Origin of the sequence: Alteromonas sp. KC3 (assembly GCF_016756315.1) — a bacterium.
GTDB lineage: Bacteria > Pseudomonadota > Gammaproteobacteria > Enterobacterales > Alteromonadaceae > Alteromonas.
The window spans coordinates 3,286,155-3,298,428 of record NZ_AP024235.1; the positions used below are offsets into that span (position 1 = coordinate 3,286,155).

Consider the following 12,274-nt stretch of genomic DNA (forward strand, 5'->3'; position numbering starts at 1 on the left):
AATGTAGCTTTCTCTATAGCGTTCTCCGAGACAGCCTCGTATCAATCTATACCATGACACGATTTATCCTAGTCGCTAACATTTACCTTTCTTAAATTAGCTTACACTCACCCCAGCATAGTAAAATTAGTATGAGTAACTTCTGCATTTGCCTAACCTCTTCTGCCGTTCAGAAAACCTACAACTAACATTTATTTCACTAAGAGCAAATCCTGCTAAGGTGCGGTCACCTATTTTTTTGCTTAGCTTTTTCATTACTGCCTCAAAGTGAGAATACTCGTTTATACTTATCAAATAAGGTGCTCCTGTTTCTTCCCTTAAGTCTTCACGAGTACCAAATTCCTTGATATCCAATTTTACAGGTAGATCACGGCGGCTACTCTTAAACGTAACATTTTCATAAAAGAGATTTTTGGGCTTTTGAAAATCTTCTTTCTCACATTTAGTTTTATAGACAGCTGCAACATTAAATGTTTCTTGCGAAGCAGTGTCTAAAACAGAGTAAAGAAAGAAGTCTATTGATTGCCCATCACCGCCATAGTCTTGACCATCAGCTATCACAAGTTGTTTATCATCATAATCTATGTTTCCCAAATCGAATGATTCTGCGACAAACTGAACGTCATCAAGTTTATCGTGATCTATCTGTAAAGTTCCCTCGAGTACTTTTCCACATGTAACACTGATAGTGTGTATTTTCGTTTTCTTTATTTTATATCGAGGATGTCTATGGTCCGTACGAGTTACCAACCCATGATCTCTCAACTCATCTAATCTAGAGGAAGTTACGTATCCTCTCACTGGCTCTTCTTGTATACCTGCAATTTCTATATAGCCAGCTTCGCTGCCTATAATATTAAAAGCATCTCCCCTAGAGACCGGAAAAATATTCCCCTCTTTCGGAGTATCGCACGGTTTTATATTGCATAGTTCATATGCTGAGTTAAAAACAATTTCATGAGAGCCCACTGATTCTGCAAATGGATATTTGGATACATGCTTATCTAGAACATATACGCTTACGCCATCTTGTGTAATGGCTCGAACAAAAACGTCGCCCGATATAGTATGTGTTTTATTTCTATCATCAATGTAAAGTAAATATCTACTAGGTAAAAAGGCATTTCTAGGATAAATATTTCGGTCTTGAGTTTCTTTAATTTCAGTCCCCAAAGCCCATGTGTGATTTCTTGTATAGTAGGGCTTATCCTCTTCCGATAGACCTTTAAAGCATGTGAACGTCACAACTACGGCAAGGCTAGAAGATATAATTTTGCTAAGCAACATCATTTACCTCTTCTCTTACAAGTAGAATTAACCTTTCCTGAACATGTTGACTAAAAACTCCTAACTTATTACCGAGAGAATCTCTAGCTTCACGAGTCTCATTATTTGGTTTTAAACTCTTCAATCTACTAGTCATGATCGCAACGTCCTTTAGCAGTTCTGTCCCAGTTTTAGTTAGCTCTTCATTCAGCATCAATAGTTCTACGTATAACTTTACTTCTGTCTCATATTGTATTATCTCAGCTAACTTACTTCTGTTTCGGCTATTGTCATAATTCCCAACTTTGGTATCAAGAATCGCATCACTGGTAGCAAGTAGCGACACAAAACTAGATTGAAACATAGAAAAATTTTTCTTCAAATATTCAGATCTTAGATTAGACGCAGCGACAGCTTTGTCTCGTTGAGTAGCATATTTTTCGTACTGCCATTGAGTACCTAAAGCTATCGACAGAACAAAGAATCCAATCACTACTTTATCTAGTACTAACCATTTAATTTTTGATATATCAGATGATTTAGATGATTTAGTATTACTTATTAAAAAGTTTAAGTACTCTCGACTCACTTTTAAAGTTGTTGCCAACTTTTCTAGCTCTACCGATGTACAATTTCTCTTCCCGCTAAGAACCTCAAAGAGCCACCCTTCCTGTTGGCCGTTTTCAGAAGATATCTCTGCTGTAGTTTTGCCTGTTGCGCGGATTAAAGAGAAGATCTCGCTATGCATTTCATTTCCTTGTTAAAAACTATCTAAAAGTAAGTAGCTTCAAACGCAATCCGTAGGTTACTTTAACAGTCTAGATGGAGTGGTAAATTATTAAGTTAGTAAACGTTTCTTGAACATTCAAGAAACGCAAAAGAACCGGCGAAATTTATACGAGTTTAATTTATAGAAATAACAAGCAACATTCGCCAGCCATAATATAGATTGTTACTTAATAACTCTTAGTAATAAGGAGAAAAGACACATAGTGACAGCTTCTACTCCTCCAGCAACCAATCGTTCATTAATTCTGCAAATTTAGGATGTATAAGATATCCAGAAGAGCCGTGTGGATTTGATTTATTATTTCTTAGATTCAAATTGTAAATGAAAACATCCTCAATACCATTTGGAAGTAATCCAAGCTCCTTCATTCCTTTATAATCATTGTCAATTTTACTGTCATGTGAAATGTAATCGTCTTCAGCCGAGAAATTAACCCACCTTTTAATATTCGTCGGATATTTATGTTCATTTTCGTTCTTTGCCCCCTTTAACCGCTTCTTAATGTTTTCGTCTCCAAGAGGCGATCCCATAGTAACAAACAACTCAATTCTTTTGTTTTTGCCATATTTGTTCCTATATTCACTGTAATGAGAAAACTTCCAGAGATTATCAAAGCTAATCATTGTTCCCAAGCTGTGAGAAACCAACATAACATCATCGCCATCATCAAATGCTCTCTTCAGTACTTTGGTTAGCTCGTATCTTGCGTCACTGCCGTAGTATGAATCACCGTTAAAGTAGTGCTCCATATCAGGTGCTACTAAGCTTATTAATGGCTCAGCAACACCGAGAACACCAAGAGTGGCAGAAAACGTATCCGCCAAAGCTTCTTTAAGAGAACCAAGTCGGGCTATTTCTTTATAATTATTCTTGTTGAAGTCACTTTTTCCAAATGATTTCAAATGCTCTAGGGCGGCCCAACGACTCTGCGGCTCTTCATAGCCCTTTTGAGAAATTGTGTTCCAATGGTGGTAATAATAGACAAACTCCTTTGCTACTCCCTCAAACCTCTGAGCTGCTTCGGGACCAAAATCTCTCTCTAGTCCATGTGTAACAGCGGCATGCCAAAGCTTTTCAAGTTCATCTTTTTTAGGTTTTATAGCTCGACCATGAATAAAGATTATTTTTTTAGCCATTCTACTTTTCCTTTAAAAAGTGTTATTTCACTACTATTTCAGTACCTTAAAAATATATAATCACCGTGATCCATCACATATGCATTGGCGCCTGAGTCGAGTTCATGATTCAGTTGCATAAAGAGCTTGATTTCAGCAAAAGATTTTCCCATAAAGTATTTCTGTGGGTATAGCTTATTATCTACTTGTCTAGTGAAATCATCCCAATGGATGGGGACAATGTTTTTTGCATTAGTCCCCTTAACGAGGCTTTCGAAAATTTGTCTCTTGTCTTCTAAGGATGTTAATCTGGCAACAGACATAAATAACCAATCTGCATCTATTTGTTGAAGCTCGTCCGCTGCCAAGCTGGTGCTTGCTTGGACAATTATAGAACCAACTGGATGTTCAATTAGAATTGAATATGACTCACCTTCAGCGTAATCCCATAACCTTGCAGGATAATCAACATCTTCACTCACACTTTGGTTAAGACCAACCAACTTTCTGATTGATGGAGGTAGTTCAGTATGAGCAGCTTTTATCAGCGAGATTGTAAAATTACCGTATGGGGGAAGTAGTCCAGTTTCTGTTCTTTGATTAAAAAGTTCATAGCACCTTTTTTGAGTATCATTCAAGCCATACGCTAGCCGGCAGGTTGACACATCCCCAATAAGGTCTGCTCCAGTAATGCTAGCAATCAGTGGGGCATCCATTGCGTGGTCATGGTGAGAGTGCGCAGTAACAACGGCAGACAAGTTGCTCAGACTGTAAGTCTCAACAGCGTCAAGCAAACGTTTTCTTGAAGCAGCTGAGTTGGGGTCAAATCCGAGCGTTATAAGTCTTAGTAGCCCAGGGCGAGAAAAAAATCCGTCTATGAGAATTTGGGTGGCGCCATCGTCTAATAGCAAAGTACTGGTGCCAAAATAGCTAACTTTTATATGCTGTAAATGGTCTTCGGGCTCGGTTGTTAATTCTGCATTCGGCCTAAAATTATCTAAATACTCAAGCTGCTTTTGTGAAAAATTACGATTAAAAACACATCCATTTAGAAACAACGTCAGAATTAGGAGCAGTGAGTATTTGTGCATGGGGTCCTTCCCTATAGAACAATGTACTGCTATTTGCCATTGGAATTTACTACACTAATGAAAATAGACAGCCACATCCTTTTTGTCAAACTTGACTTTCCTATAAAACGTCATTCTCATTTTATTTGGAAGGAGCACATCAATATCTTTCCAAATCCACGATAAATAAAAGCTGTAGCCCATAGAGTCCATCTACTGGCTACGCTAAATCTTATGACTGAAGAGAAGTTTTGCTTGCGGCTTGCCTCCCTCAACTTCCGTATTCAAAAGTCAGTAAGAATTTACACTCCCATTATCTGCGACCAACTCAAACCAAACTTGTGAAGATACTTCTGCAGGCGCGTTGAGTCGTTAGCCTGCACTTTTTTAGTCCGGCTTACGTCAAACAGCTCTCTACCTGCTGACGCCATGGTTGGGTGCTTGCTGCAAACCTGAAGAACATAGCTAAGCTGATGCGCGTCGAAGCTATCAAGTTGCTCAATTTCAGCTTTCGAAAAGTACTTTTGCAATATGTTTTCTGAAGAAGTGTTATCAGACGACTGCCACGCACTGTTTAGACGGGCAATTTCTTCGTTCACGTCATCAACTGAAATTCGTGATGAGTTGGCCAACGTGCAAAGCCGCGTAATTGCTGAGCTCAAATCGCGAAAGTTACCAGACCAAATGGCTCTTGCTGATGCAGCGAACTGTTCGAAGGTTTCCCTAGCCTCTTTGTTAAACTGTATGCGCTGCCCGGTTTTCTGTTCATACAAACTAACTTCATAGTCGATATTTGCAGGTATATCTTCCTTCCGGTCTTTTAGTGCTGGTAGTTCGTAGGTCCACAGGTTAATTCTGGCTAATAAATCCTCTCTAAACTTACCGTTCTCAACTTCTGCTTTAAGGTTTTTATTGGTACCAGCAATTAGCTGAAAATCACTGCTAACCGTTTGATCGCTCCCTACCGGATGAAACGTTTTATTCTCTATAGCGTGAAGTAACATGGCCTGTTCTTCTAAGCCCAGTTCACCAATCTCATCGAGAAATAGCATGCCTTGGTTTGCTGTAACCAAATAGCCACTGCGCTCTTTTTGTGCACCAGTGAATGCGCCTTTTGTGTGACCAAAGAGCGCGGCCATAGCATTCTCACCTTTGAGCGTTGCACAGTTTACAGAAACGAAATCCCCTTTCAGCATACCCCGCTTTTTCTTCAGTTTATAAACGCGTGTGGCAAGCTGACTCTTTCCTGCACCTGTTGGCCCAGTTAGCAACATTGGATCGCTGGAGCGAATAGCGACCGTTTCAACTTGCGTAATTAAGCGGTTAAATGCTTCGTTTTTGGTTTGAATTCCCCCTTTAAGAAACGCCTTCCCTTCTAGGTGTTCTCGGTCAAAACGAGTGGCGAGTTGGTCGTACTTAGATAAATCCAAGTCGATAATCTGAATTTTGCCGATGGCCCTATTGCTATTTTTTTTATCCGGCGACGTTTGTATCAACCTTCCAGGGAAATGCCCGCTCTCCGTCAGCAAAAAGCTGCAAATCTGTACAACGTGCGTACCCGTTGTTATATGAAAAAGATAGTCGTTTTCTTCAGTGTCAAAAGTATGCTGCTGGCACCAATCGTAAAGTTTCGAATAAACCTCTTCAAAGTCCCACGGATTGGCAAAGTTCACATTATGCAGCACAACATCTGTTTCGGGCGAAACACCTGCTATGTCGCTCGCTACGTCACTGGCCAACTTAGTACTATGATTATCATGTAGCATGTGAAGTTGGTTTACTACCAAATCTTCCTGACTGCACAAACTGACATTGGGGCGCCATTTATCCCAGCGATCAACTCGCTTTCCAACATAATCCAACTGAGTGCCAATCAGGCTTACTACGACAGTACTCTTCACAACCGAATATCCAAATAGATAAATCACTATCCATATAAATACAAAATCTAATTTTGGTCAAGTTAAAAAAGCACCTCAAAACAATCAAAATAGAATAAATAAACAAACAAAAACAGAAACTTAAATAAAAAATAACTTTTGAAGCAGAGATTGGCACATTGATTGAAGTACAGAAAGAGTCTGATTAAGCGGTTGTGATTCAAAAATTCACACTGGTGCGTTGAACTCTGTGACTGCGCATACCTAATCAAACAGCGTATTAAGTAGCTCAGTTGGAAGAGCAGCGAATAGACACTCGTCGGTCATGGGTTCGACTCCCATCTTAATACTATTTAAGTAGCTCAGCTGGATAGAGCAACGGCGTTAAACCGTTGGCGAAGGTTCGAATCCTTCCTTAAATACAGGTAGCTCAAATTGGTAGAGCATCGAACATTTAATTCGATTGTTGTGGGTTCAAGTCCCACCCTATAAACACATTGTAAAACACGTTAGTAAGCCGTTTTTGCCAATGACTGACGAACGCTAATGAGAAACGACTCGCAGCAAGCTGGATGCTCCCTGCTATTCATACTCTAACGTCTTTGTCAGTAAAGCAGTTAACCCTTACTAACACCACTTAGCTACAAGACGTTTGCCAAAGTGGAGAAAAGAATAAAAGGAAATTAGTGATGTTGAAGAATAATCTAATGAGAAAAACAGTAACCGTCGCTGAGAATCAAAGAATATTAATGTTCAAGAATCAACAGCTGACTAGTGTCCTGCTGCCAGGAAAGTACAAAATGTGGGACTTTAAAAATGAACTTGAATTTATCACTTTCGACATCGATGAACTGTATTTCTCTGAAAAGAACGCAGATAGGCTCTTTCGAAACAGGGAAACTTTGCGCGAGCATATCTTGCATTGGAAATTAGCAAGCAGCGAGGCCGGATTACTGTACGTAAATGATTTGCTGCAAGGCATCGTTGCGCCGGGTGAGCATATATACCTCTGGAAAGATGCTGGCGAATTAAGACTGGAAACGATTTCGATAGACGACAACCTCGCCGTCGACGAAAAGCTCTTATTCCTAATTAATCGGGCAGGCGCAAACAGCGCTTCAAGATTGATAAGAAGCAATCGCACAGTTGCAGCGAAGCCAATTGCTGACGTAGCCGTAGCAAAAGAGCACGTTGGCCTGTTGTATGTGAATGGGAAGTTCATCCAAAGATTGGAGCCTGGCCAACACGCTTTTTGGCAATTCAATCACACCATTGAGGTTAAGGCATTTGATTGCAAGACTCAGATGCTCGAAATCTCCGGACAGGAAATTCTGAGTAAAGACAGAGTGAGCCTTAGAATAAACCTGAGTGCAAGCATTAGAGTGCAGAACCCAGAGCTAGCAGCGCGAAGCGTTGATAAGGTTGATGACTATGTCTACAAAACCTTGCAGCTGGCACTTAGAGAAGCCGTCGGAACTAAATCGTTAGACGATATCCTGTTAGATAAGTTGTACGTTAACGAAACGGTAAAAGAGTTGGTATCGGAACAACTGAAAGAAATAGGTATATCGCTAATAAATGTAGGTGTGAAGGACATTATTTTGCCCGGCGAAATGAAAGCCATCCTGAATCAGGTGGTAGAAGCACAGAAAGCCGCAGAAGCTAATGTTATTAAGAGACGAGAAGAAACCTCAGCTACCAGAAGCTTGCACAATACAGCCAAAGTGATGGAAAACAACCCTACTTTGATGCGGTTGAAAGAGCTAGAAGCGCTTGAAAAGGTGTCAGATAAAATTGGCAACCTGACGGTGTATGGCGGCCTAGAAGGCCTGATGAATGGCGTAGTGAAAATAGCGTAGCAAACGAGCATGAAAAATAGGAAACGGAAAGGGCTGCAGCGAACAAGATGTTGCAGCCCGCTGTTGACGCACCACTACAACTAACAAACAACTAATAAAAAATTAAGGAGTAAATAATGTGTAGTAACTACAACGTTATTGAAAGCAAAGGAAAAGCAACCATAAAAGCATGGACAAATGGCGTTCCTTTTGAAGACAAAGCTAAAGAGCAGTTGAACAACATTGCTGGAATGTCACTAGTTCACTCTCATATAGCCGTGATGCCAGATGTACATATGGGTAAAGGCGCTACAATTGGAAGTGTTATTCCGTCTGTAGACGCTGTTATTCCTGCTGCTGTAGGTGTGGACATTGGCTGTGGAATGGTGGCGACCAAAACTACATTATCTGCCAGCCAACTTCCGGACAACCTATCTGGTATAAGAAGCGCTTTTGAAGCGGCTGTTCCTCATGGAAGAAGTGCGAGAGCCAGAGGTTCCAGAGACAAAGGGGCTTGGCATAATATACCCGATGTTGTGGCGGCAGAATGGAAGAAGCTTGAAGCAAGATTTGAGCGTATTTGTGAAAAGCACCCTGCGATCAAAAAGAGTAATCACGTAAATCATTTAGGCACCATGGGCACTGGAAACCACTTTCTTGAGCTGTGCTTAGATGAAAACAATGCCGTTTGGATAATGCTGCATTCAGGTAGTCGCGGCGTGGGTAATCGCATTGGTACCTATTTTATTGAGCTGGCTAAAAAGGAAATGGAGCGCCACCAAATCAACTTGCCAGACAAAGACTTGGCGTATCTTGAAGAAGGCAGTGAATACTTTGATGATTACGTTGAAGCAGTAGAATGGGCACAGGACTATGCAGCCAAGAACCGCGAAATTATGATGATTAATGCCATTGCAGCATTAAGAAAACAAATTCCAACGCCATTTTCAACTGCTGAGCTTGCGGTGAATTGCCACCACAATTACATCTCGCGAGAGCGACATTTTGGAAAAGACTGCTTTGTTACCCGTAAAGGTGCAGTGCGCGCCGAGAAGGGTGAGATGGGCATCATCCCGGGAAGTATGGGAGCGCGTTCGTTCATTGTACGAGGGCTTGGCAACCCAGAAAGCTTTAACAGCTGTAGTCATGGCGCAGGCCGTGTAATGTCTAGAACTCAGGCAAAGAAGGTATACAACATAAAAGACCAAATTGAAGCCACACAAGGTGTAGAGTGTCGTAAGGATGAATCGGTAATTGATGAAATTCCGCATGCTTACAAAGACATAGATAAGGTGATGGAAGCTCAAAAAGATTTGGTCGAGGTGGTGTACACCCTAAAGCAAGTAGTATGCGTTAAGGGATAAACAATGACGTACTTAGTAATTGATGGCGCACAAGGTGAAGGAGGCGGACAAGTGCTACGGACAGCGCTGACCCTATCGATCATCACAAAGCGGCCAATTGAAATTGTTAACATTCGGGCCAACCGCAAAAAACCTGGCTTATTGCGACAGCATTTAACAGCTGTGATGGCTGCACAAGCAATATGTAACGCAACTACAGAGGGTGTTGAACTAGGTGCTCAGCATATACGCTTTACTCCCGGTGTGGTGCAACCTGGAGCGTATCGTTTTGCTATTGGCACTGCAGGTAGCACAGTGTTGGTATGCCAAACCATTTTGCCTGTTTTGGCGCTGGCCAATGGAGCTTCACGAGTGACCTTTGAGGGCGGTACTCATAACGGAATGTCGCCATCGTTGTGCTTCTTGGAGCATTCTTATTTACCGCTTTTGCAACACATGGGCATTTATTGCAAGGTTAAGCGCTCATCGCTCGGCTTCTACCCTGCTGGCGGAGGCAAGTGGGAAATAGATATTGCTCCATCCGTAAGTTTAAGCCAATTAAGGTTGAATGAGGCTGCCAGACAATTTGCTGCAAACCAGAAAAACTGTCAGCTACATGCCTTGGTAAGCCAGCTTCCACTTTCCATAGGCGAGCGAGAAGTGAAAACTGCCAAAGCTATATTAAACTGGCATGATGCCGCAAGCTTAGTAACTAATGTTGACTCGCGCGGCCCTGGTAATAGCTTTCAATTGCGCCTTTCCAGCAATACACACACAAGCGTTTTTGAAGTGGTGGGTGAATTTGGAGTATCGGCAGAACGCGTAGCAAAACGTTGCGCTGGCCGTGTAAAAAATTTTGTTCGCTCAAACGCGGCCATAGAAGAGCAGCTGGCTGACCAGCTACTTATTCCTATGGTGCTAGCAGGTGGCGGTAGTTTTACCACCACCAAGCCAACGCCTCACACCACTACGAACATAAGCGTTATAAAACAGTTTGTTGATATCAATGTAAGCGCAAAGCAACATCACGACGACGAATCATGTTGGACAATTTCTATTGGGCGTTAGCTAAACCTGATGAACAGGCGTTGCCCTAGCGACTTTATGCAGTCACTAGGGCAAACTTTTCTCCTTTAAAGGTTCTTACAGGGTTTCCCCTTTCAAGTTCCCAGTGTTGCTGCCTACGCACTTTTTCTTGCAAGCTCATTTGTGATTGTTTCTGCATTTCAAGCTTCTGAAACAACAACGCTTTCGCTAGCTTTTTGTTTGCGTGTTGGCTGCGCTCACTTTCAACACGTACTGAAATACCAGATTCAGTGTGGGTAGCCCTTATCGCCGAATCGGTTGTATTTACGTGCTGACCACCAGCACCCGATGCACGACACGCCTGATAGGTGATGTGGTCGGTCATTTCCGTTTCGTTAACTTCAAACACCTGCCCACTGAAAAACCAGTTCTTGCGTTTGTGCTTTGGTCTAAAACGACTTTCACACACCCACAACATTGGCCCTTGCCACGCAAGGGCTAATTGTTTAGCAGTATGCGTTTCCGCAGCATCTAGCTTTAACAGTACCGACTTAAAACAACCTGGCGCATTGGCTTCCACAGCTTCAATCACACTACAGCTAACTTTATTTGCATTGCATTCTTTGGTAATTAGCTTTGTTGCTAAACCAATAGCTTTACAGCACTCAATAGGCCCTTGCCCTGAAGATAATTGCAATAAGATCATGATGCACAATCTCCATTGGTTTTAAAGGTCAAAACGGGGCGTAGCTTTGCGACAACCTCTATTAACCCTGCATCAACCATATCGCTAATAACGGTTTCGCATTTTTTGTAGGCTTGAGGTGCTTCATCGTACAACAACTCTTTGTTGCCACAAATTACACGACTCCCTAACGGCGTGCGATACAAATCATCGCGTTTGTATTTGTGCCCAAGCCTGCCGTGACACTCACCACGTTTCCATTTTCGACCCGCACCGTGAGCAAGCGAATACAGGCTAACCGCCATGTTTGCATTGGCACTCGTAAGTGGTTTTACAAGGTAACTGTAGTCACCGCGTGAGCCCGGGATCATCACGTAGCCTTGGTCACTCGGCGTTGCCCCTTTACGGTGTAAGTAGCCTTGTATGCCATCAATTTCTTTGGGTGAAACAAGGTTATGATTTACATCTAGCGTGCATGTTCCTTTTGCTCGAATAGCCGCTAGAAAGCGCATCGCTATAAGCTCGCGATTTAGTTCAGCCCAACGCACAGCCTCATCGTGTTTGGCCATGTAATCGGTAAAGTCATCGCTATCATTACCCGTATCGCTAACATTCAAACCATTGTGATTATGCGTAGTGACATGATTAACCAAAATCGACTGCCCTAACCCTCTAGAGCCCGAGTGCACCAAAAGCTGCAAGTGCGTTTTGTTAAGCCCTAACTCATCTAGCGCGGCGTGGTCATACACTTCTTCAATTGCCTGAAACTCGGCAAAGTGATTGCCACCACCAATAGTACCTAACGCATGATCATACGCATTGATAGCTATACCTTTTTCACGTTTTCTAACATTAACCGTATCTGCCCAGCTTTCGTCTAGTGGCAATTCAACGTGGCTAAATCGCTTAGCCATTTTATCCAAATTGACCTTGGATACTTTCGCTGTTGTTTGCCAAAGCGACATACCGCAGCCAATATCGTTACCTACCAAAGCAGGGTAAATTTTGTTTGTCGTGAAAAATGCTGCCCCAATGGGATAGCCTCTTCCAGGGTGCAAATCAGGCATACCAGCAACGCGCTGCATACCGACAAGTTCTGACGTTTTAATTAATTGTTGTATTGCTAACCCTTCAATCCACGTTTGTGCAGACGCAATAAGGCTAACGTTTTCAGTAATTTTTTGGACGGATTTGCCCATAGTACCAATTCCTTTCTCTTTATTTAGAAAATAAGGATTTATAACGAAGGATGAATTGGCAG

The 12,274-nt window shown here is 42.0% G+C and carries 10 protein-coding genes, 1 tRNA gene and 1 pseudogene; 5 read left to right on the forward strand and 7 right to left on the reverse strand.

The features are described 5' to 3' along the window. Positions 1–126: 126 nt before the first annotated feature. The 5 genes from JN178_RS14620 to rtcR all read right to left on the reverse strand — a co-directional run bounded on the left by JN178_RS14620 (position 127) and on the right by rtcR (position 6,142). Complete coding sequence (locus tag JN178_RS14620) at positions 127–1,290, reverse strand: hypothetical protein (RefSeq protein WP_202262182.1); 1,164 nt, start codon at positions 1,288–1,290, stop codon at positions 127–129. Beyond that, a complete protein-coding gene (locus JN178_RS14625) occupies positions 1,277–2,014 on the reverse strand; it encodes a hypothetical protein (protein ID WP_202262183.1) in 738 nt (245 codons plus the stop codon). The genes JN178_RS14620 and JN178_RS14625 overlap by 14 nt, the downstream gene beginning before the upstream one ends. A 254-nt stretch (positions 2,015–2,268) precedes the next feature. Next, the gene (locus tag JN178_RS14630; protein WP_202262184.1) at positions 2,269–3,192 is read right to left on the reverse strand and encodes a hypothetical protein; all 924 of its coding nucleotides are present in this window, start codon (positions 3,190–3,192) and stop codon (positions 2,269–2,271) included. 38 nt (positions 3,193–3,230) lie between these two features. After that, a complete protein-coding gene (locus tag JN178_RS14635) occupies positions 3,231–4,262 on the reverse strand; it encodes an MBL fold metallo-hydrolase (protein ID WP_202262185.1) in 1,032 nt (343 codons plus the stop codon). Positions 4,263–4,543: 281 nt separating this feature from the next. Next, positions 4,544–6,142: an RNA repair transcriptional activator RtcR gene (gene rtcR / locus JN178_RS14640; protein ID WP_202262186.1), complete on the reverse strand. Its 1,599-nt coding sequence runs from the start codon at positions 6,140–6,142 to the stop codon at positions 4,544–4,546. Between the two features lie 257 nt (positions 6,143–6,399). On the opposite strand from rtcR, the pseudogene JN178_RS14645 reads away from it, so the two are divergent. From JN178_RS14645 to rtcA, 5 genes and pseudogenes are all read left to right on the forward strand, one after another. Beyond that, positions 6,400–6,471, forward strand: a pseudogene (locus tag JN178_RS14645). 67 nt (positions 6,472–6,538) lie between these two features. Beyond that, a tRNA-Lys gene (locus tag JN178_RS14650) sits at positions 6,539–6,611 on the forward strand. A 259-nt stretch (positions 6,612–6,870) separates the two neighbouring features. After that, positions 6,871–7,980, forward strand: coding sequence for a slipin family protein (locus tag JN178_RS14655; RefSeq protein WP_232369579.1), 1,110 nt, complete (start codon positions 6,871–6,873; stop codon positions 7,978–7,980). Between the two features lie 116 nt (positions 7,981–8,096). Further along, positions 8,097–9,323, forward strand: coding sequence for an RtcB family protein (locus JN178_RS14660; protein ID WP_202262188.1), 1,227 nt, complete (start codon positions 8,097–8,099; stop codon positions 9,321–9,323). Positions 9,324–9,326: 3 nt separating this feature from the next. Then, positions 9,327–10,370, forward strand: coding sequence for an RNA 3'-terminal phosphate cyclase (gene rtcA, locus JN178_RS14665; RefSeq protein WP_202262189.1), 1,044 nt, complete (start codon positions 9,327–9,329; stop codon positions 10,368–10,370). Between the two features lie 34 nt (positions 10,371–10,404). Here rtcA and prfH read toward each other — a convergent pair whose 3' ends face one another. Continuing rightward, entirely contained in the window at positions 10,405–11,034 is a 630-nt protein-coding gene (prfH, locus tag JN178_RS14670; RefSeq protein ID WP_202262190.1) for a peptide chain release factor H, read from the reverse strand. Continuing rightward, positions 11,031–12,212 (reverse strand): RNA ligase RtcB family protein, encoded by a 1,182-nt coding sequence (locus tag JN178_RS14675; RefSeq protein ID WP_202262191.1) that lies wholly within the window; start codon positions 12,210–12,212, stop codon positions 11,031–11,033. The genes prfH and JN178_RS14675 overlap by 4 nt, the downstream gene beginning before the upstream one ends. Between the last annotated feature and the right edge of the window lie 62 nt (positions 12,213–12,274).

Bases quoted from the DNA above. Each gene is read 5' to 3' on its own strand.
- JN178_RS14620 (WP_202262182.1), bottom strand. From the start codon at position 1,290: ATGATGTTGCTTAGCAAAATTATATCTTCTAGCCTTGCCGTAGTTGTG.
- JN178_RS14625 (WP_202262183.1), bottom strand. From the start codon at position 2,014: ATGCATAGCGAGATCTTCTCTTTAATCCGCGCAACAGGCAAAACTACA.
- JN178_RS14630 (WP_202262184.1), bottom strand. From the start codon at position 3,192: ATGGCTAAAAAAATAATCTTTATTCATGGTCGAGCTATAAAACCTAAA.
- JN178_RS14635 (WP_202262185.1), bottom strand. From the start codon at position 4,262: ATGCACAAATACTCACTGCTCCTAATTCTGACGTTGTTTCTAAATGGA.
- JN178_RS14655 (WP_232369579.1), top strand. From the start codon at position 6,871: ATGTTCAAGAATCAACAGCTGACTAGTGTCCTGCTGCCAGGAAAGTAC.
- JN178_RS14660 (WP_202262188.1), top strand. From the start codon at position 8,097: ATGTGTAGTAACTACAACGTTATTGAAAGCAAAGGAAAAGCAACCATA.
- rtcA (WP_202262189.1), top strand. From the start codon at position 9,327: ATGACGTACTTAGTAATTGATGGCGCACAAGGTGAAGGAGGCGGACAA.
- prfH (WP_202262190.1), bottom strand. From the start codon at position 11,034: ATGATCTTATTGCAATTATCTTCAGGGCAAGGGCCTATTGAGTGCTGT.
- JN178_RS14675 (WP_202262191.1), bottom strand. From the start codon at position 12,212: ATGGGCAAATCCGTCCAAAAAATTACTGAAAACGTTAGCCTTATTGCG.